This window comes from Xenorhabdus bovienii SS-2004 (assembly GCF_000027225.1).
GTDB classification, from domain to species: domain Bacteria; phylum Pseudomonadota; class Gammaproteobacteria; order Enterobacterales; family Enterobacteriaceae; genus Xenorhabdus; species Xenorhabdus bovienii_C.
This window is the reverse complement of the sequence record NC_013892.1, coordinates 3869368-3888659: the sequence shown is the minus strand read 5'-3', so window position 1 is coordinate 3888659 and position 19292 is coordinate 3869368. Positions and strand designations below refer to the sequence as shown.

The following is a 19292-nucleotide window of genomic DNA, read 5'->3' as shown; positions in this document are numbered from 1 at the left end:
AGATTCTTGAAGCGGTAGGCATCATCCTACGGGGATATTCACAGGGAGGAGTGCAAGGGCGTAGCCATTGGCTGTAATTAAATAAACAGCAAGGCGGGTGGCTGAAGAAATTGACCAACAACTTGATAGGAAAAATTTCCTACTTGTCCTGTTTTTTCGAGGCTTTTCGCAATTTCATTGGGAACAGGAAAAATTGCAAGCAAAGAATGTGACAGGGTGCAACTTAACACAATGAAATCAATCAACCTGTTTGCAAAAGACAGACGTTTCTCTAAATTTGGTTGGGCATTAATGAATGTTAGTGGTGAAAATGAATCAATAACATTGAACAGGGTTTTGGTATCAGTTTTATTCATTGCTTATGAAGGGAAGAAACCAATGCTTATCCCATCGAAACTCAGTCGCCCCCTTCGCCTTAATAATATGGTCATGCGTGAGCGTCTGTTAGAACTGCTCAGTGAAGTACAGCACTATCGTCTGGTATTGATAACCAGCCCCGCAGGGTATGGCAAAACTACATTGATGTCACAATGGGCTGCCGGACAGAGTAATCTGGGATGGTATTCTCTGGATGACAGTGACAATCAGCCGGAACGTTTTGCCAGCTACCTGATCGCGGCTATTCAGCAGGCAACACAGGGGCATTGTGTAAAAAGTGACGTGCTGGCTCAGAAACATCAGTATGCCAATTTACCCGCATTATTTGCGCAGTTGTTTATTGAACTTAGTGAGTGGAAACAGCCGATCTTTCTGGTGATTGATGATTATCACCTGATAGAGAATAACCTCATTCACGAAGCCATGCGCTTTTTCCTCCGTCACCAGCCTGAAAATCTGACTTTGACAATACTATCCCGTCATTTGCCATCGTTGGGTGTAGCTAACCTACGTGTGCGTGAACAGTTATTGGAGTTCGACAGCCAGCAATTGGCTTTCGATTATCGGGAAACCCAGCAGTTTTTTGATAAAAGACTGGCCAGCCCACTGGATGCGGATAATTGCAAACAGTTATGCAATGACGTCGCGGGTTGGGCGACGGCCTTGCAGCTTATTGCTCTTTCTGCCCGTCAATCAGGCAATACGGCGGAAATGTCGGCAAAACGCCTTTCAGGGATTAATGCCAGCCATCTCGCAGATTATCTTGTGGATGAGGTGTTAAATCGTGTGGATCAGGCTACGCGGGATTTCCTGCTGCGCAGTTCTATCCTGCGTTCGATGAATGATGGTCTGATTGTTTGTCTGACGGGAGAGGATAACGGCCAGCAACGCCTTGAAGATATTGAACGTCAGGGGCTGTTTATCCAACGTATGGATGATTCTGGCGAATGGTTCTGTTTTCATCCTCTGTTTGCCTCATTCCTGCGTCAACGATGCCAGTGGGAGATGGCAGCGAAATTGCCAGAATTGCACAGAGCCGCGGCAGAAGGCTGGCTGATGCAGGGTTTTCCGGGGGAAGCCATTCACCATGCGCTGGCTGCCGGAGATACCGTACTGTTACGTGATATTTTGCTGCAACATGCTTGGGATCTGTTTAACCACAGCAAACTGTCACTATTGGAAGAGTGCATGAATGCATTGCCATATGAGCAATTACTGGAAAATCCGCGTCTGGTACTGTTACAGGCATGGCTGGCACAGAGCCAGCATCGTTATTATGAAGTGAACGCTTTATTGAATCAGACAGAACAGTCGCTGAAGCAGAAACAAATCATTATAGAGCCGGAATTGCTGGCAGAATTTGATGCCCTGCGTGCCCAAGTTGCGATTAATGATGGCCGGCCGGACGATGCTGATACTCTGGCTGAGAAGGCTCTGGCAGCCCTTTTGCCCGACAATGAATATGGCCGGATTGTTGCGATGTCGGTGAAAGGGGAAGTTCTGCATTGTAAAGGAGAATTATCCCATGCATTGGCACTGATGAAGCAAACGGAGCAACTTGCCCGACGCTGTCATGTTTATCACTATGCTTTGTGGGCGTTGTTGCAGCAAAGTGAGATCTTATTGGCTCAGGGCTATTTGCAGGCGGCCTATGAAATTCAAAATCACGCTTTTGATTTGATTAGTGAGCAGCATTTGGAACAGTTGCCGATGCACGAATTCCTGTTGCGCATTCGCTCACAGCTTTTGTGGTGTTGGGCGCGGATAGACGAATCTGAAGAAGCGGCGCGTCGAGGCCTGGAAGTGTTATCCAGCGTCCAGCCTCAGCAGCAATTACAATGCCTAACCCAACTGGCGAAATGTTCCTTGATCCGAGGGGATATTGATAATGCCCGCCGTTACCTGTCCCGCTGCGAAAATCTGTTGAATAACGGGCATTATCATCGTGACTGGCGAACCAATACCGACAAGCTACGCGTCATTATCTGGCAGAATTTGGAAGATAGCAGCTCGGCGACTCAGTGGTTGGTACAGGCGGAACGGCCAGAAAGTTTCAATAACCATTTCAATCAGAATCAATGGCGCAATATCGCCCGTGCACAGATCCTGCTTGGTCAGTATGAGGAAGCGGAATCTATCTTGGGAACGCTGAATAAGTACGCGAGGGAATTGCTGCTGATAAGCGATTTGAACCGCAACCTGCTGCTGTGCAATCTGTTGCACTGGCAGCTTGGGTACAAGGCTGAAGCACAGGCTGTTTTGATGGAAGCCCTGAGTTTGGCTAACCGCACGGGATTTATTAGTCACTTTGTACTTGAAGGTGAGTTGATGGCTCAACAATTGCGCCAGCTTATTCAGCTCAATATTCTGCCTGAACTTGAGCAACACCGTGCCCAGCGTATCCTGCGGGAAATTAATCGCCAGCATCGGCATAAATTCGCCCATTTTGATGAAACGTTTGTTGAGCAGCTTCTTACACACCCTGATGTACCGGAACTTATCCGAAATAGCCCGCTGACTCAGCGTGAATGGCAGGTATTGGGGTTGATTTATTCCGGCTACAGTAACGATCAAATTGCCGCAGAACTGGAGGTCGCCGCGACCACGATCAAGACGCATATCCGTAATCTGTATCAAAAAATGGGTATTACCCATCGGCAGGATGCTATTCAACAGGCTCAACATTTGATGCAAATGATGGGGTTGAGTGTTGCATCAATGAATATTTAAGTTTAGTAATGTTTTCGCTAATAACATAAATAAATATTAACACTAAGTTATATGCAATTTAAATATAAATTAATTTTTAAAATAACCTTATATTTTTTTATGGGTTTTATGTGATGGATGTCACGTTTAAATGGGTCTAAGCTAATCTCATTACATTTGGTACGCTCATAATTGTTAAAAATAACTAATGGTGGTTAGTAATTATGGAAAATAGAAAACATCTTGACGATATGCTTTCCCGTTTTGTTGGTCACGGTCCTTATTTGGAAATTGATGGCGAAAAGCATATTGATGCGGCATCAGGTACGTTTAATTTGCCGCTTGGCTACACTAACCACAGAGTTGCGGAAAAACTCAAGCAACAGATTGATAGATGTACGCATTTAAGTTCTGCTTATACGCGAGAAATGTCACAATATATTTTGACCAAATTGGTGAAACATACACCAGAAGGCATTGACCGAATGTGGCTGCGGGATGTTTCCGGTTCTGGGGCTGTTGAAGGTGCCATTCGCATCGCCCAAAAAGCCACAGGACGCTCCGGCATTATTTCGTTCTTTCTTGCCCACCACGGCCAGTCTCTTGCGACTGCGCAGATTTCTGGCAATGCGTTCAGAATTAAAGATTTCCATATCAGTATTGATGGTTCGATAAAAATTCCAGCACCTGCCAGTGTCATGGCAGAACCTGACCCGAATGAGACAGAGAACCAATATGTCGATCTGGAACAGTTTATTCAGTTGGGCTCCAGTGACAATATCGCATGTCTGATTATTGAACCGATTCAGGGCAATGGCGGCAACACCGTTTTCCCCGTGGAGTTCTATCGCAAAATCAGGGAAATCTGCCATCAGCACGGCATCATCATTATTGCGGATGAAATACAGACAGGGTTTGGCCGTACCGGAACTTTCTTTGCGTCGACAGGTTATGCCAAGGAATTAGAGCCAGATATCATTGTATTTGCGAAAGGGGCAGGGGGTATTGGTATTCCGACAGGGGGTGTGCTGATGCGCAGCTCGCTGGATGTGCTGGAATCATTTGAGCATTCCAGTACTTCTGGTGCTAATCCCTTGTCTTTAGTCGCTCTCAACGAAATCATTGATATTATTGAAGATGATGCGATTCTGGAAAATGTGCAGCAGAACGAGGCTTTCCTGCGTGATGGACTGTTGGCCTTACAGCATAAATACCCTGAAATCACGGGGGTCAGAGGCATGGGCTACATGTTCGGTTTTGATACTCCAACCCCAGAATTTGCGGCACAGGTGATTGAAACCGCCAGCCGTCACCGATTGATCCTGCGCGGCTCCCGTTATGGCAAAGGGCGGGCACTTAAGGTACGTCCTCCTTTGGTTTGTACACAGGAACACTTACATGAAATTCTCCATAAATTGGATCTGGCATTCGCTGAACTGACGGTTTCTGCACCGAAGCACAGAGAGGTTGCATAATGAAAGCCCTGAAATTCAACCAAGTATGGAATGTCCAGATTCAGCAAGTTGAACCCTTGCACTGCATTGAACCGGATGATGTGGTAGTCGATATTGCAGTATGTGGGATTTGCGGCACAGATATAGGAATTATTACTGGTTCTTATCCTGTAGCGGTGCCGGGAACCACATTGGGGCATGAGACCACGGGAGTGGTGACGCAAATCGGCAGTCATGTTACCCGCTTTCAGATTGGCGATCGTGTTGTTATCAATCCGACATACTCCTGCGGACATTGCAGAATGTGTCAGACAGGTAATCCCAATCACTGCGAGAAGAAACTAGGGACGGAAGCGGGGGTTTCTTACGATGGGGCATTTGCCGAGCAGTATTTGGCGAAAGAAAGCTCGCTGATTAAGCTTGATGATCATGTCAGTATGGAAGCGGCTTCGTTGACTGAACCTTTGAGCTGCACACTGACGGGAGTGGATAAACTGGGGATCACCCATACCAATATTCGGGCCGTGGTAGCCGGTGCTGGCCCTATGGGAATGCTGTATCTTTGGGCGTTGCATGAACGGGGTGTTAAGGCATTCATGATCGAGAAAAACCCGAGTCGTGTGCAATTTGCTATCAACAACCTGCCGGCAGAATGTCGGTTATATACTGATTTTGATGAAGCGTTGATGCAGGAATACGGTGATAAATCAGCCCTGATCGATTTATGTGTAGATACTACGGGACAACTGACCGAATATGTTTTCGACCATTTAGCCGCAGGTGGTAAGTTGCTGAATGTCGCTTTAAAAGATAAACATGCCAATCTTGATATTCTGAAAATTGCCGACAAAAGTCTTTCTGTCATCGGCTCGATTGACTCCTTGAACAACAGTTTTGAGCGTGCTTACGCCATGATCCGGGATGGTGTGATCCCAGCCGAACGCCTGATTAGTCAGATCTTTGATTTTGAGGATTATCAGCAGGCTTTTCTCACCGTGGGCTGTGATATTGCCGCGAAAGCCCAAGTACCGCTCAGTACACCAAACTGCAAAATATTGATCCGTTTGGCTGACTTTAAGTAATGGAATATTTCTGATGGATAAATTCAATGTCATTTTTGATATCGATGGGGTCATTGTCGATAGTGAACAACTGCATTTTGATGTGCTGTGTGAACTGGCACCTGATCACACGCGTGATGTTCAGCCACAGCAATTAATTGGTTTGAGTCTGGCTGAAACACTGAATGAAATTGGTGTTCCATTACCCGAGCAGCAAGGCATTACCGACAGGATTATCTCGGTTTATCAGGAAAAGTTATCTGCACATTATCTACGCCCGGGGGTTACTCGCCTAATCGCGGCCTTACAGCAAAATGACATTGCTTTTGGGTTTGTTTCCACCGCACCGCGTGCCGTTTGTCTGGCGAATCTGGGGTTACTGGATTTGTTTGATGAACCTGCTTTGATTTCCGGTGATGATGTTGAAAGAACTAAACCTTTTCCTGATCCCTACCTTGCTATGCTAAAGCTGAAAAGGATGGATGTTCAGCAGACTTTGGTGATTGAAGACACGGATCTGGGGATCGCAGCGGCAAAACAGGCAGGGATCCCGTGGGTATATGCTTGGCCTCATGATTTGTCGGTAGCTGAACAGTACGGGCAGGCGACTTGCATTATTGGTGAATTGACGGATATTCCGCAATTTTCTGGGATAAATTCGCTGTCAGCGTGATGATAACTTCAGTGTGATAACAATGTAAATATTGATGCCCTCCAGCAAAACCTGCGGAGGGCATGATTGTGCGTCAGAGTACATTGTTTTGGAACAGATGGTTTTAGAGAACAGGGTTATGGAGGAATTAAGTTGTCTGAGGAATATGCAGTTTCTTCGATAAAACAGCCGATCATCGCGACACGGCTCGCTTTTTTTATTGCCGGATTCAGTATGGCAGCTTGGGCACCTCTTATTCCTTTGGTTAAGGAGAGATTTGCACTTGATGATGGTGCCATGGGGTTGCTCATACTGGTATTTGGCATTGGTTCCTTTATCACGATGCCTTTGGCGGGGATGCTGGCCAGCCGTTTCGGTTGTAGGAAAATTTTTCCCTTGTTTGCCCTGCTGGCAATTTTGATGCTACCGGGGTTAAGTATATTGCCAACCCCCTGGGCACTGGCTTGTGCGCTGTTTATGTTCGGCGTGGGGATTGGTGCGACGGATGTGGTGATCAATATTCATGCAGTCAATGTTGAAAAAATGGCACAGCAGCCAATTATGTCTGGTTTTCATGCGTTGTTCAGTCTGGGGGGAATTGCGGGTGCAGGGTCAGTCAGTTTCCTGTTATTGATGGGAATATCCCCATTTCAGGTAATGGCCGCAGTGTCATTATTCATTATTCTGTTGTTGCTGCCAGCATGGAGCGGATTATTGGATCATACAGAAACGGGTAATACACCATTTTTTGCCTTGCCGCGTGGGATTGTGATCCTGCTTGGTTTTCTTTGCTTTGTCGTTTATCTGATGGAAGGCTCCATGTTGGATTGGAGTGGGATCTTGCTGAGTAGTGTCCATAATATAGATAGCCATCAGGCGGGACTTGGTTACACGCTTTTCGCCATTACCATGACATGTGGCCGCTTTCTGGGCGATAAAATTATCTCAATGTTTGGATACCGGCGGGTTTTTTTGGCAAGTGCAATTCTGGCTACTTCGGGTTTTGTCCTGATCTATCTGGCATCCAGCATGATGGTATTGGGTATTTCTTTCCTGATGATAGGAGCGGGTTTATCCAATCTGGCTCCGATGTTTTTCACTGCTTCAGGGCAGCAGAAAGTCATGCCTGATTCTCAGGCAGTTTCCGCCGTCTCTACGATGGGATATTCGGGTATCCTGCTGGGGCCTGCAATTATCGGGGGTTTGGCTCATCAGGTCACATTGCATGGCGCTTTTGCCTGTATTGCTCTACTTTCTCTTACATTGTTAGCGGGCTATGGATTGATTCATCCCGCCAGAAAATAACAGGTTAACTATTGATGAATTTTCAGCACTGCCATTGGCTTAATGAGCCTGCCTCGTGGAAGCATCGAGAAGATATACTCCATGTGACGACAGATATTAAAACTGATTTTTGGCGTGATACATGGTATGGCTTTCAGCGTCATAGCGGCCATGTTTTTGGTCGCTATGTTGATGATGTTCATATTGAAGCCGGTTTTACCTTCCAGCTTTGTATCGAAGGGCGTTTTGAACATTTATACGATCAGGCTGGCATTATGCTACTGGTGGATGAGCAACATTGGTTAAAAGCGGGTGTTGAGCATTCTGATGGGCAGGCAACGATCGGTAGTGTGCTAACGAATTCTTGCTCTGACTGGGCGATGGGCGTATTTCCGGGGAATCCTGATAAATTCTGGTTAAGGCTGACGTATAGTGAGGGAGTGATCAGGCTGCAATATTCCATTGATGGGGTGAAGTGGCCGTTACTGCGGTTATCGCCTTTTGCGGTTGGCAGTCAGCGGGTTTTTGTCGGAGCAATGTGTTGTTCGCCAGAACGAGAAGGGTTGCAGGTAAAGTTCTCCGATTTTAGCCTGAAATCATGTCTGAAAAGACACCTGCATGATTTGAGTTAGAAAAATCGGGCAGTTTTCATCGTATATAAAGATAAAACGGAGAGCCTAATCATATAGGCTCTCAGAAACTAACGTCCCAGATAATTATCCCAGTCTTTCCAGACTGGCTGTAAACCTGATTTCACCAGTGCTGCGGCAACCTGAACCACCGAGCGATTATCATGAGGTGCAAATTGTTCCAGTTCGTAATGATCGTCGGCATAACCCCCCGGCTGGGTTTTGGAGCCGGCACTGACATGATTGATTGCCAGCGGTACAACGTGATCGCGGAAAAACGGTGATTCACGGGTGGATAGGGACAGTTCCACATCCGGTGCCAGCAGGCGAAATGCACAAATGAGTTGTACCAGTTCAGCTTCGCTCATCAGGGAAGCGGGTTCTATGCCACCTGCGCAGGGGCGCAATCTTGGAAAGGAAATAGAGTAACGGCTTTTCCAGAATTGTTTTTGCAGGAAAAGCAGGTGCTCTGCCACCATGTAACAATCGGTACGCCAGCTAGGGGACAGCCCGATCAAAGCACCCAACCCGATTTTGTCGATACCTGCACGTCCCAGGCGTTCCGGGGTTTCCAGCCGCCAGTGAAAATCCTGTTTTTTCCCTTTCAAATGGTGCAGTTGATAACTGGGAGCATGATAGGTTTCCTGATAGACCATTACGCCATCCAACCCCAGCGTTTTCAGTTCAGCGTATTCTTCCTGTGCCAATGGCTGGACTTCCATTGTGATAGAACTGAAATAGCTGCGGATCATGGGGAGATAGCGGCAGAAATAATCCATGCCAACTTTGTTCTGATGTTCTCCCGTGACCAGCAGGATATGTTCAAACCCCAGCTTTTTGATGGCTTGGCATTCAGCTTTAATCTCTTGTTCATTGAGTGTTTTGCGTCTGATGTGATTACTCATGGAGAAACCACAATAGGTGCAGTCATTAGCGCACAGATTGGAAAGATAGAGTGGGATATAAAATCCCACGGTATTGCCGAATCGCTGACGCGTTAGTTGTTGAGCTCGTTGGGCGAGCGGCTCAAGGAAAGGCAGGGCTGCGGGAGAGAGCAAGGCCATAAAATCATCCAGAGTCAGACGATCGCGGTTTAATACTTGCTCAACATCCTGCGTGGCTTTACTGTTGATACGCAGTGTAATGTCGTCCCAATCCAACTGCTGCCAGCGCTGGCGGAATGTATGATCAGTCGTCACTGTGTTGTCTGTCATAACGCCCCCAGAAAATCGGTCAGTGGGCTGGAAGCTTCTGCATGTGATTTCTGGCTTGCCACACCCGCCTGATGAGAGAGCTCGCCGGCTTCAATCGCCGTCTTGAATGCTTGTGCCATTTTGATGGGATTGCGGGCAACGGCGATAGCAGTATTGACCAGTACCGCATCAGCACCCATTTCGATAGCGGCGAGTGCATGGCTTGGCGCTCCGATTCCGGCATCCACGACGACAGGCACGTTGGACTGTTCGATGATCATTTGCAGAAAATCTCGCGTCAGCAGCCCCTTGTTTGAGCCAATGGGAGCGCCTAATGGCATCACGGCAGCACAGCCGACTTCTTCCAGACGGCGACACAGGACAGGATCAGCGCCGCAATAGGGCAGAACAACGAATCCCTCTTTTACCAACTGCCCGGCAGCTTTCAGCGTTTCTATCGGGTCAGGCAAAAGATATTTTACATCGGGATGGATTTCCAACTTGATCCAGTGAGTTCCCAGCGCTTCCCGTGCCAGGTGAGCGGCAAACACCGCTTCTTCTGCTGTTTTTGCCCCCGAGGTATTGGGCAGTAATTTAACGCCTAACTGTTGCAGTGGGGCAAGAATGCCGTCGTCATTGCCATGCAGGTCGATGCGCTTCATCGCCATAGTGACCAATTGGCTACCAGAGGCACGTATCGCCTCGATCATCAAATTTGCATTGGCGAATTTTCCTGTTCCCGTAAACAGGCGGGAATGAAAGGAAGTATCAGCGATTTTTAACATAATTAACCTCCGGCAATGGCTTGAAACAGCAGGATAATATCTCCGTCATTAATCTGATGGCTGTTCCACTCTGAGCGCGGAATAATAGTTTGATTAATGGCCAAAGCGGTGCCTGATTGGGGACGTTGTACATGCTCCAGTAACTGTTGCACCGTCATCGACGTACTCAGTGTGATCGGTTGATCGTTGACGATAATGTTCATGCGACTTCTTTCCCTGAGCGTGTTTTGCCTGAAATGGTTTCTGCGCGATCAGATTTTGCGGCATGGGTTCCGCACACAGGACACTGCGATAACAATGTTAGTTGTAACGTGCTCCAACTCTGCTGTCTGCCATCAAACAACCGTAGTTTTCCACTTAGGGGAGAGGGGAGACCCACCAGCATTTTGATTGCCTCCAACGATTGCAACGTACCGATCATCCCGACAACCGGCCCTAAAACACCGGCTGTACGACAGTTGCGATGCGGCTCTTCCTGATCAGGGTAGAGACAGGCATAACAGCCGTGCAAGTAAGGGGGTTCGAATACGATAAGCTGCCCGCTGAAACCAACGGCACTACCGCTGATGAGCGGTTTATTTTCTGCAACACAGGCGGCATTGATAGCATAGCGCGTCGCCATGTTATCGCAGCAATCCAGCACCAGATCGGCCTGACGGACGAGATTTTCCAGTGATTCACGATCCTGCCGCTCGGTCAGCACGGTATTTTCGACCAGCGGATTCAGGGCCTTCAGTTGCTTCGCTGCTAAAACCGCCTTTCCTGCGGGAATATCTGCTGTGCGATAGAGGATCTGGCGTTGCAGGTTTGAGACATGCAACGTATCATCATCTGCCAGATAAAGGTGGCCGACGCCTGCCGCTGCGAGATAGAGTGCTGCGGGTGAACCTAATCCACCCAATCCGACAATCAGTACTTTTCCTGCTTTTAATTTTTCCTGTCCATCAGAGCCGATGTCTTCCAGTAGCAATTGACGGCTGTACCGCATAAATTCTTGGTCGTTTAACATAAGAGCTCCCGATCACTTCCTTCAATCAAATGAAGTAATTGGTCAGTTACCTGCCGCCAATCTTTGGCTTTAGTAATGGCGCTGACCAATGCCACGCCACCCACTCCTGTTGCAACGACATCAGGCACACGATCCAGCGAAATCCCACCGATGGCAACGGTAGGATATTCCGGGGTTATTTCCACTTGATGTTTCAATGCCGAAAGGCCTTGCGGCTTTGAAGGCATCTCTTTCGTCGTGGTGGGGAAAATATGCCCGAGTGCAATATAGGAAGGCCTCAGTGCTTTTGTCCGCGCCAGTTCATATTCGTCATGGGTGGAAATGCCAAGACGCAGTCCTGCTTGCCGGATGGCATTGAGATCCGCGATATCCAGATCTTCCTGCCCCAAATGCACACCATAGGCGCGATGTTTGATGGCCAGATCCCAGTAATCGTTGATGAATAGGCGGGCATTGTATTGGCGACCCAATACAATGGCGGATTGGATATCCTCTTCTACCTGATCTTCGGGGAGATCTTTGATGCGTAGTTGCAGGGTTCTGATACCCGCTTTCAGTAGCCGCTCAATCCACGTCAGGGAATCCACGACGGGATAAAGCCCCAAACGGTGCACGGTTGGGGCAAAAGGGGCTTGTGGAATTGATGAGGCTTCAGGCTGATTTTTCATCGCTTATGTCCTCAGCACTGTGATACAGCTCGCTGCCATGAGCGAGGAATTCTTCTGACATCTGTTCCATGCCAGCTTCCTGTTCCAGTTTTGCTGCATAATCGCGCACGTCCTGCGTGATTTTCATGGAGCAGAATTTTGGCCCACACATAGAGCAGAAGTGAGCAACTTTGCCGGATTGCTGTGGCAGGGTTTCATCGTGATAGGCGCGGGCGGTTTCAGGATCAAGAGCCAGATTGAATTGGTCTTCCCAGCGGAATTCAAAACGTGCTTTTGACATGGCGTTATCGCGGATTTGTGCTCCGGGATGGCCTTTGGCGAGATCTGCCGCATGTGCCGAGATTTTATACGTAATCAGCCCTTGTTTTACGTCGTCTTTGTTGGGGAGACCAAGGTGTTCTTTTGGTGTGACGTAGCACAGCATTGCACAACCAAACCAGCCTATCATGGCCGCACCGATGCCGGAGGTGAAATGGTCATAACCGGGAGCGATATCGGTTGTCAGTGGCCCCAGCGTATAGAATGGCGCTTCGTGGCAATGTTCCAATTCTTCCGTCATATTGCGGCGGATTAATTGCATCGGGATATGCCCCGGTCCTTCGATCATCACCTGAACATCGTACTCCCAGGCAATTTTAGTCAACTCGCCGAGAGTATGCAGTTCGGCAAATTGCGCCTCATCATTGGCATCCTGAATTGATCCGGGACGCAGTCCATCTCCCAAAGACAGAGAAACGTCATAGGCGGCGCAGATTTCACAAATTTCGCGAAAATGGGTATAGAGGAAGCTTTCCTGATGATGGGAGAGACACCATTTTGCCATAATGGAACCTCCACGAGAGACGATGCCGGTCAGACGTTTGGCCGTCATCGGCACGTAACGTAGCAGGACGCCTGCGTGGATGGTGAAATAATCCACCCCTTGCTCGGCTTGTTCCAGTAAAGTATCGCGGAACATTTCCCATGTCAGGTTTTCTGCCACGCCGTTCACTTTTTCCAGCGCCTGATAAATTGGCACTGTACCGATAGGTACAGGACTGTTACGTAAGATCCATTCGCGGGTTTCGTGGATATAACGGCCAGTAGAGAGATCCATCACCGTATCTGCTCCCCAGCGGGTAGACCAAATCAGTTTTTCCACTTCTTCTTCAATGGAGGATGTGACGGAGGAGTTACCGATGTTGGCATTCACTTTGACCAGAAAATTGCGGCCAATAATCATCGGCTCGGATTCGGGATGGTTGATGTTGGCGGGAATAATCGCCCGGCCAGCGGCAACTTCCTGACGGACAAACTCTGGCGTGATGTTGTCCGGCAAGTTTGCACCGAAACTTTGCCCCGGATGCTGCTGGAGCAGGACTTCACTGCGGATGCGTTCACGCCCCATATTTTCTCGCAGGGCGATAAATTCCATTTCGGGTGTGACAATGCCTTGGCGTGCATAGTGCAATTGGGTGACACGCTTGCTTTGTCTGGCTTTCAATGGATGAGGAAGCTGGTTGAAGCGCAGATGATCCAGTCCGGCATCCGCAAGCCGCTGCTGGGTAAAGTCAGAACTGAGAACAGCGACTGGCTCGGTATCATTACGCTCTTCGATCCAAAGCTGACGGATTTTCTTCAAGCCAGCTCGCACATCCAGCACCGAGTCGGGATCTCCATAAGAGCCAGAGGTATCATAGATGGGCACGGGTTCGTTTTCCTCAAATTGAGGATTTTCATTGGTGCCGCCAATCAGTGTTGGTGATAACTGGATTTCACGCATCGGAACTTGAATATCTTTGCGGGAGCCGGCAAGGTAAATTCTGCGTGAGTTGGGGAAGGTAACGCCTTGAACGGAATTGATAAATTCCTGTGCTGCATCCCGTTGTGCCTTGCGTGGCCGTGCAGGATAGGTTTTGGGGGCGATATCGGCCGCAGGGATGACATCAGTAGTTGGGATAACAATATTATTAGACATAGCAAATTCCTGACTGTGTTATAGCCTGTCCATCATGCGAACGGGAGCGTTGCCTGCTGGAATGGGCTTAAGTTGAGAAAATTGCTTGTCTGGAGCTCGCAGGGAGTAATGGTTGGTGCTGAATAATATCTCTATAGAAACAGGAGGATATGTCAGCGGGGTAATTACTCTTGTTCCCTTCGCGGGTATTAGCCCGATCAGGTTCTGCGGATCCCGAATCAACGGTCTCAGCCTGTGTTCATCGTGATATACGTTGAACGCTAGGCACTCCGACAAGAAAAAAACACCTCAGAGTATAGAGCGGATTGTGAAAACTACAACCTAAAACTTACAACTTTTGTGTGAGATTAAGACTCAATTGAATTGCAATCCCTGAATTGAGCTCCATACCGTTTTGGGTGTCATAAGTTATTGCGATTTTTATTATCCATCATTTAAATAAGTATAGGAACGGATATTACTTCGTCAGAAAATCATGGTTTAATTATATTTTAATTAGGAGTGGTTTGATGGTTTTTGTATAGTGGAATAGAGGTTTTTTATTAATGAAGTGTATTATCAATTCATAATTTATTGTATTTAATTTAATATTTATTATCATGAATATCTTATATGAGAAGATTGCTATAATTTTTGGGAAAAACGTCGCTATAAAGTAATAAATAAAATAACGACGAATTTATACCCTACAATTTGAAACATATTAGATATAGAAACAAATTCTTATAACACCCAGTTCAACTGTTTCCATCCATGATTTCCAGCTTCCTTTTGCAACCGTATATCAGCATTGACAGTAAACACTTCGTTGGCAAATAAACACATCGGCAGGTCATTTATGGAATCAGTGTAAAAGGAGATATGCTGAGGTGATAAGTTTTGTTCTGTCAACCATTGTTGCAAACGTACGACTTTTCCTTCACGGAAGGTAGGGGTTCCCAAAATACTGCCCGTATAGCAGCCATTTTCCATGACCATATCAATCCCCATAGCTGTCAGCACACCCAATGCGGCCGCGACTTTTTTCACCACGAAAGAAACAGTGGCAGAAATAATAATGATAGGAATGTTCTGTTGCCGATAGATATCTAATTGTTTTTTGGCTGCGGGATAAGAGATGGGTTTAATTTTGGTTTCCACAAAATCTGTCAGCCAAATATCCACCTGTTCATGGTGTACTTGATTCAGTGACTGTAAATTGAACGCCAGATAATCGTGCATATCCAGTTTACCGGCACTGTAGTCAGCCATCATTTTCTGGTCTGCCTCGATAAAACGATGATCGGTAATAATGCCTTTTTCCCACAAATATTCCGTCCAAAGCAGGCTGGAATCCCCACAAATCAATGTATCATCCAGATCAAATACCGCAATCTGCTGTGACATAGTCATTATTCCTCAATGGTTTTTTTGAATATCGCTTCCAAAATTGTGTTTATTTCAGCTCATCGACTGACATGCCAGTGAATGATATTGCCCCAAATTTGTTGGTCAAGGAAAGTATCGATGACAGATTGGGAAATGTGAGCGTTATAACGGCCTTTCATTTCGAAATAAATAGATTTTGATATAGATTGATTAAATTAGGGCGATGTTCAGACAGGATACGACGAAAAGGAGTATCCTGTCTGATGCTGAATTTGGACACAATGTCATTGGAACTATGGTGCGGTAGATGATTCAACAAAAACTGACAGGTATGGAACGAGGCTGGTGGGTTATCAGTCTTGAGAATCTAGTTTGGCTGCCACAGGGCGAATTGCCGTCAGGGACAGCCAGACAATGGTCATTACAAGGCCATATGGCGCGGCCTATTGGTGAGTGGTTAGGCGAGACTGTGTGGCTGGTGTGCCAGAAGATGGCATCAGAGATGGCATCTCCCCGCATGGTTGTTTCTCAACACCCTAAATTGTTTCAACTGGTAGGGCGTGGCGTCCAACTGGCTGAGTTTTATCGATCACACCATTACTGCGGCTATTGTGGCCATGAAATGCAGCATAGCCAGCATGAATGGGCCTGTTTGTGCAATCATTGCCATGAACGTTATTATCCGCAAATTGCGCCCTGCGTTATTGTTGGTATCCGTCGTGATGACCATATTCTGCTGGCGCAACATCAGAGCCATCGCAATGGTATTCACACGGTGCTGGCCGGGTTTGTTGAAGTGGGAGAGATGCTGGAAGAAGCAGCACACCGCGAGGTTATGGAAGAGAGTGGGATTAAGATCCGCAACCTGCGTTATGTGGCTTCCCAGCCGTGGCCTTTCCCGCAATCATTGATGATGGGGTTTCTGGCAGATTATGACAGCGGTGAGATCCAACATGATCCCGTTGAGCTTATCAGTGCAGATTGGTATCGCTATGATGACCTTCCCTTGATCCCTCAGTCGGATACGATTGCACGCCGTTTGATCGAAGAGACGGTTGCGCTATGCCGTAACATGTGAACTGCTCTGAGATGATGAGCGAATGGCGCATGTTATTGGCAGTTGTGCCAGAAGTTCGATTTCTGGCATGTTACAATGCGTCGGTTTTTTATAGTGAAAGTTAAACCGACCGTAACCAAAGAATTTTGCGGCCAATTAATCAAGGGAGCTTGTCATGAATGAGTTGAAAAACGACCGCTATCTGCGCGCCTTATTACGCCAGCCTGTTGATGTCACACCAGTATGGATGATGCGTCAGGCGGGGCGATATTTGCCTGAATATAAAGCAACGCGGCAGGAGGCGGGAGATTTCATCTCGTTATGCAAAAACACTGAACTGGCCTGTGAAGTGACGCTCCAGCCTCTGCGTCGGTTTCCGCTGGATGCAGCAATTCTGTTTTCCGATATTTTGACTATTCCTGATGCAATGGGGCTTGGGCTGTATTTCGAAACTGGGGAAGGGCCGCGTTTTCACTCTCCGATTCTCAATCATACAGATGTGGAAAAACTCCCTGTACCTGATCCGGAGATGGAGCTGGGCTATGTCATGGATGCTGTTCGTGCGATCCGTAAGGCACTGGCAGGCCAAGTTCCTCTGATAGGTTTTTCGGGTAGTCCGTGGACACTGGCGACGTATATGGTCGAAGGGGGAAGCAGTAAGGCGTTCACCAAAATAAAATCCATGATGTATGCCCAACCTGCTACGTTGCATCTGTTACTGGATAAATTGGCAAACAGCGTTATTCTATATTTGAACGCGCAAATAAAAGCAGGAGCACAGTCTGTCATGATTTTCGATACTTGGGGTGGTGTTCTGTCTCATCGCGATTATCGGGAGTTTTCGCTGCAATATATGCATAAAATCGTTGACGGATTGATCCGCGAACATGATGGCCGTCGTGTGCCTGTCACCTTGTTTACCAAAGGGGGCGGACAATGGCTCGAAGCGATGGTGGCAACTGGCTGTGATGCCCTTGGGCTTGATTGGACAACGAATATCGCAGATGCCCGTCGTCGTGTAGGCGATAAAGTCGCTTTGCAGGGCAATATGGACCCATCTATGCTGTATGCTGCTCCAGCGCGAATTGAAGAGGAAGTTTCGACGATTTTGCAGGATTTTGGTACGGGTAATGGGCATGTTTTCAATCTGGGGCATGGCATTCATCAGGATGTCCCACCGGAACATGCTGGCGCATTCGTCGAAGCGGTACACAGACTTTCAGAAAAATATCACCGATGACTTTATGATTGATACAAAGGCGTTACGCCAGGAACAAATAGAAAAAGCACGGCAGGTTATCCGTCATGATTCTTTCATGACGACTTCTACTTCCGCAATGCCTGCGTCTACGCCTTTTATGCCAGAATTAATTGCCGGCGCTGACGTCGGGTTTGAAAAAAACGGTACGGTGACTCGTGCCGCTATTGCTGTCCTGCATTATCCTTCGCTTGAATTGCTAGAGTATCAGGTCGCCAGAATTGATACTGTGCTTCCTTATATTCCTGGTCTACTCTCATTTCGTGAATACCCCGCGCTGATGGCAGCATGGCAAAAACTCAGCCTACGGCCGGATCTGGTAATGGTAGACGGTCAGGGAATTGCTCATCCTCGGCGTTTTGGTGTCGCCAGCCATTTTGGCTTATTGGCGGATATCCCGACTATCGGTGTGGCTAAAAGCCGTCTGTGTGGTGAGCACCCGCCTGTGGGAGATGCGGTGGGAAGTTATCAATCATTGATGGATCATGCGGAGCAGATTGGCGTTGTATGGCGAAGTAAAAAAAGGTGCAATCCGCTCTATATTTCCATTGGTCATAAGGTCAGCCTTGACAGTGCGGTCTTCTGGGTTGAACAGTGCATGAAGGGATATAGACTGCCTGAGCCGACCCGTTGGGCGGATGGGATTGCCTCAAATAGATTGTTTTTTAAGCAAACAATGCAGAAAAATCTATAATTGCAGCGGAAATGTGTGGATATTCTTGATTTTCAGGTAAACTTCGACGCAAATTAGGCATCATGAGTAACGGCTAATGTTAAGAAACCCGATCCACCTGCGATTAGAGAAATTTGAAAGTTGGCAACATTGGACTTTTATGGCTAGTCTATGTGAGCGAATGTATCCAAATTATCAGGTGTTTTGTCGTCAGACAGGGTTTGCTGACCCCGCCCAGTATCGTCGTATTTTAGATCTGGCGTGGGAGACATTGATCGTCAAAGATGCAAAAGTAAATTTTGATAGTCAGCTGGAAAAATTAGAGACCATTATTCCATCAGCAGATAGCTATGATATTTATGGTGTGTATCCAGCAATTGATGCGTGCATTGCATTAAGTGAAGTCATTCATTCTCGTTTGAGCGGTGCAACGTTAGAACATGCAATAGCCGTCAGTGAAACATCTATCCGTACCGTTGCTATGCTGGAAATGACGCAGGCCGGTAGAGAAATGACTGAGGATGAGTTAAAGGCATTGCCTGCCATTGAAGAGGAATGGGATATTCAATGGGAAATTTACCGTTTATTGGCAGACTGCGAAGAACGGGATATAGAATTAATTAAAGGATTAAGGGCTGACCTTCGCGAGACTAAGGTTAGCAACATCGGTATAAATTTGGAGCAATAACTCAGAAAACATGACTTAGTGCTTGAATTGCCGGATTTAAAGACTTCACATTTACCCTCACTCTGTTCTACATTGGGGGTGAAAAGAAGTGGCTATCGGTGCGTGTATGCAGGGGTGCTGTCAAATCGGCATATCCGTCGCACTCGATGCTTTGCAAACGATAAACACACTGTAAGGATAATCTATGAATAAGACTGAATTAGTTGATGCAATCGCAGAACAAGCTGGTCTGACTAAAACTCAGGCAAAAACTGCTCTGGAATCAACTCTGAATGCAATCACTGAATCTCTGCGAAATGGTGATTCAGTGCAACTGGTGGGCTTTGGTACTTTCAAAGTTAATCATCGTGCAGAACGTACTGGTCGTAACCCACAGACTGGTAATGAAATTAAAATTGCAGCAGCAAACGTACCTGCTTTCTCTGCGGGTAAAGCACTGAAAGACGCAGTTAAGTAATCGTATTGCGAA

The 19292-nt window shown here is 47.1% G+C and carries 19 protein-coding genes and 1 riboswitch; of the genes, 11 read left to right on the top strand and 8 right to left on the bottom strand.

What is annotated here, in order from left to right; genetic code table 11:
* Positions 1-77: 77 nt before the first annotated feature.
* Positions 78-356, bottom strand: a complete 279-nt coding sequence (locus tag XBJ1_RS17250) for a hypothetical protein (RefSeq protein WP_012990322.1) — start codon at positions 354-356, stop codon at positions 78-80.
* Positions 357-378: 22 nt separating this feature from the next.
* On the opposite strand from XBJ1_RS17250, the gene malT reads away from it, so the two are divergent.
* The 6 genes from malT to XBJ1_RS17220 all read left to right on the top strand — a co-directional run bounded on the left by malT (position 379) and on the right by XBJ1_RS17220 (position 8170).
* On the top strand, positions 379-3108 hold the full coding sequence (malT, locus tag XBJ1_RS17245; RefSeq protein ID WP_038199456.1) for an HTH-type transcriptional regulator MalT: 2730 nt from the start codon (positions 379-381) through the stop codon (positions 3106-3108).
* A gap of 203 nt (positions 3109-3311) precedes the next feature.
* Positions 3312-4562 carry an aspartate aminotransferase family protein gene (locus XBJ1_RS17240; protein WP_012990320.1) on the top strand — a complete coding sequence of 417 codons (1251 nt, stop codon included), beginning with the start codon at positions 3312-3314 and terminating at the stop codon, positions 4560-4562.
* Positions 4562-5623 carry a zinc-dependent alcohol dehydrogenase gene (locus XBJ1_RS17235; RefSeq protein WP_012990319.1) on the top strand — a complete coding sequence of 354 codons (1062 nt, stop codon included), beginning with the start codon at positions 4562-4564 and terminating at the stop codon, positions 5621-5623. Before XBJ1_RS17240 ends, XBJ1_RS17235 begins: the two co-directional genes overlap by 1 nt.
* A gap of 13 nt (positions 5624-5636) precedes the next feature.
* A complete protein-coding gene (locus XBJ1_RS17230; RefSeq protein ID WP_012990318.1) occupies positions 5637-6275 on the top strand; it encodes an HAD family hydrolase in 639 nt (212 codons plus the stop codon).
* Between the two features lie 126 nt (positions 6276-6401).
* Positions 6402-7559, top strand: coding sequence for an MFS transporter (locus tag XBJ1_RS17225; protein ID WP_419184856.1), 1158 nt, complete (start codon positions 6402-6404; stop codon positions 7557-7559).
* A 14-nt stretch (positions 7560-7573) separates the two neighbouring features.
* Positions 7574-8170 (top strand): DUF1349 domain-containing protein, encoded by a 597-nt coding sequence (locus tag XBJ1_RS17220; RefSeq protein ID WP_012990316.1) that lies wholly within the window; start codon positions 7574-7576, stop codon positions 8168-8170.
* Between the two features lie 68 nt (positions 8171-8238).
* On the opposite strand, the gene thiH is transcribed toward XBJ1_RS17220, so the two are convergent.
* From thiH to XBJ1_RS17185, 7 genes are all read right to left on the bottom strand, one after another.
* The gene (gene thiH, locus XBJ1_RS17215; RefSeq protein ID WP_012990315.1) at positions 8239-9381 is read right to left on the bottom strand and encodes a 2-iminoacetate synthase ThiH; all 1143 of its coding nucleotides are present in this window, start codon (positions 9379-9381) and stop codon (positions 8239-8241) included.
* Positions 9378-10145, bottom strand: a complete 768-nt coding sequence (locus XBJ1_RS17210) for a thiazole synthase (RefSeq protein WP_012990314.1) — start codon at positions 10143-10145, stop codon at positions 9378-9380. The genes thiH and XBJ1_RS17210 overlap by 4 nt, the downstream gene beginning before the upstream one ends.
* Positions 10146-10147: 2 nt before the next feature.
* On the bottom strand, positions 10148-10348 hold the full coding sequence (thiS, locus tag XBJ1_RS17205; RefSeq protein ID WP_012990313.1) for a sulfur carrier protein ThiS: 201 nt from the start codon (positions 10346-10348) through the stop codon (positions 10148-10150).
* A complete protein-coding gene (locus XBJ1_RS17200; protein WP_012990312.1) occupies positions 10345-11154 on the bottom strand; it encodes a HesA/MoeB/ThiF family protein in 810 nt (269 codons plus the stop codon). The genes thiS and XBJ1_RS17200 overlap by 4 nt, the downstream gene beginning before the upstream one ends.
* Positions 11148-11822: a thiamine phosphate synthase gene (gene thiE, locus XBJ1_RS17195; protein WP_012990311.1), complete on the bottom strand. Its 675-nt coding sequence runs from the start codon at positions 11820-11822 to the stop codon at positions 11148-11150. The genes XBJ1_RS17200 and thiE overlap by 7 nt, the downstream gene beginning before the upstream one ends.
* Positions 11806-13779 carry a phosphomethylpyrimidine synthase ThiC gene (thiC, locus tag XBJ1_RS17190; RefSeq protein ID WP_012990310.1) on the bottom strand — a complete coding sequence of 658 codons (1974 nt, stop codon included), beginning with the start codon at positions 13777-13779 and terminating at the stop codon, positions 11806-11808. The genes thiE and thiC overlap by 17 nt, the downstream gene beginning before the upstream one ends.
* Before the next feature lie 157 nt (positions 13780-13936).
* A riboswitch (TPP riboswitch) is annotated at positions 13937-14061 on the bottom strand.
* A 441-nt stretch (positions 14062-14502) separates the two neighbouring features.
* The gene (locus tag XBJ1_RS17185) at positions 14503-15165 is read right to left on the bottom strand and encodes an HAD family hydrolase (RefSeq protein WP_012990309.1); all 663 of its coding nucleotides are present in this window, start codon (positions 15163-15165) and stop codon (positions 14503-14505) included.
* A 289-nt stretch (positions 15166-15454) separates the two neighbouring features.
* Here XBJ1_RS17185 and nudC point away from each other — a divergent pair, with 289 nt between their 5' ends.
* From nudC to hupA, 5 genes are all read left to right on the top strand, one after another.
* Complete coding sequence (nudC, locus tag XBJ1_RS17180) at positions 15455-16225, top strand: NAD(+) diphosphatase (RefSeq protein ID WP_012990307.1); 771 nt, start codon at positions 15455-15457, stop codon at positions 16223-16225.
* 154 nt (positions 16226-16379) lie between these two features.
* A complete protein-coding gene (gene hemE / locus XBJ1_RS17175) occupies positions 16380-17444 on the top strand; it encodes a uroporphyrinogen decarboxylase (RefSeq protein WP_012990306.1) in 1065 nt (354 codons plus the stop codon).
* A 4-nt stretch (positions 17445-17448) separates the two neighbouring features.
* Complete coding sequence (gene nfi, locus XBJ1_RS17170) at positions 17449-18156, top strand: deoxyribonuclease V (protein ID WP_012990305.1); 708 nt, start codon at positions 17449-17451, stop codon at positions 18154-18156.
* A 76-nt stretch (positions 18157-18232) separates the two neighbouring features.
* Positions 18233-18823, top strand: a complete 591-nt coding sequence (locus tag XBJ1_RS17165) for a YjaG family protein (RefSeq protein WP_012990304.1) — start codon at positions 18233-18235, stop codon at positions 18821-18823.
* A gap of 184 nt (positions 18824-19007) precedes the next feature.
* Entirely contained in the window at positions 19008-19280 is a 273-nt protein-coding gene (gene hupA, locus XBJ1_RS17160; protein ID WP_012990303.1) for a nucleoid-associated protein HU-alpha, read from the top strand.
* Positions 19281-19292 lie beyond the last annotated feature (12 nt).

What these genes read in the sequence shown, in the direction of transcription:
- hemE (WP_012990306.1), top strand. Translation starts at nt 16,380, where the DNA reads ATGAATGAGTTGAAAAACGACCGCTATCTGCGCGCCTTATTACGCCAG.
- XBJ1_RS17235 (WP_012990319.1), top strand. Translation starts at nt 4,562, where the DNA reads ATGAAAGCCCTGAAATTCAACCAAGTATGGAATGTCCAGATTCAGCAA.
- XBJ1_RS17250 (WP_012990322.1), bottom strand. Translation starts at nt 356, where the DNA reads ATGAATAAAACTGATACCAAAACCCTGTTCAATGTTATTGATTCATTT.
- XBJ1_RS17230 (WP_012990318.1), top strand. Translation starts at nt 5,637, where the DNA reads ATGGATAAATTCAATGTCATTTTTGATATCGATGGGGTCATTGTCGAT.
- XBJ1_RS17220 (WP_012990316.1), top strand. Translation starts at nt 7,574, where the DNA reads ATGAATTTTCAGCACTGCCATTGGCTTAATGAGCCTGCCTCGTGGAAG.
- thiE (WP_012990311.1), bottom strand. Translation starts at nt 11,822, where the DNA reads ATGAAAAATCAGCCTGAAGCCTCATCAATTCCACAAGCCCCTTTTGCC.
- XBJ1_RS17210 (WP_012990314.1), bottom strand. Translation starts at nt 10,145, where the DNA reads ATGTTAAAAATCGCTGATACTTCCTTTCATTCCCGCCTGTTTACGGGA.
- XBJ1_RS17240 (WP_012990320.1), top strand. Translation starts at nt 3,312, where the DNA reads ATGGAAAATAGAAAACATCTTGACGATATGCTTTCCCGTTTTGTTGGT.
- malT (WP_038199456.1), top strand. Translation starts at nt 379, where the DNA reads ATGCTTATCCCATCGAAACTCAGTCGCCCCCTTCGCCTTAATAATATG.
- hupA (WP_012990303.1), top strand. Translation starts at nt 19,008, where the DNA reads ATGAATAAGACTGAATTAGTTGATGCAATCGCAGAACAAGCTGGTCTG.
- XBJ1_RS17185 (WP_012990309.1), bottom strand. Translation starts at nt 15,165, where the DNA reads ATGTCACAGCAGATTGCGGTATTTGATCTGGATGATACATTGATTTGT.
- XBJ1_RS17165 (WP_012990304.1), top strand. Translation starts at nt 18,233, where the DNA reads ATGTTAAGAAACCCGATCCACCTGCGATTAGAGAAATTTGAAAGTTGG.
- XBJ1_RS17200 (WP_012990312.1), bottom strand. Translation starts at nt 11,154, where the DNA reads ATGTTAAACGACCAAGAATTTATGCGGTACAGCCGTCAATTGCTACTG.
- thiC (WP_012990310.1), bottom strand. Translation starts at nt 13,779, where the DNA reads ATGTCTAATAATATTGTTATCCCAACTACTGATGTCATCCCTGCGGCC.
- thiS (WP_012990313.1), bottom strand. Translation starts at nt 10,348, where the DNA reads ATGAACATTATCGTCAACGATCAACCGATCACACTGAGTACGTCGATG.
- thiH (WP_012990315.1), bottom strand. Translation starts at nt 9,381, where the DNA reads ATGACAGACAACACAGTGACGACTGATCATACATTCCGCCAGCGCTGG.
- nudC (WP_012990307.1), top strand. Translation starts at nt 15,455, where the DNA reads ATGATTCAACAAAAACTGACAGGTATGGAACGAGGCTGGTGGGTTATC.
- nfi (WP_012990305.1), top strand. Translation starts at nt 17,449, where the DNA reads ATGATTGATACAAAGGCGTTACGCCAGGAACAAATAGAAAAAGCACGG.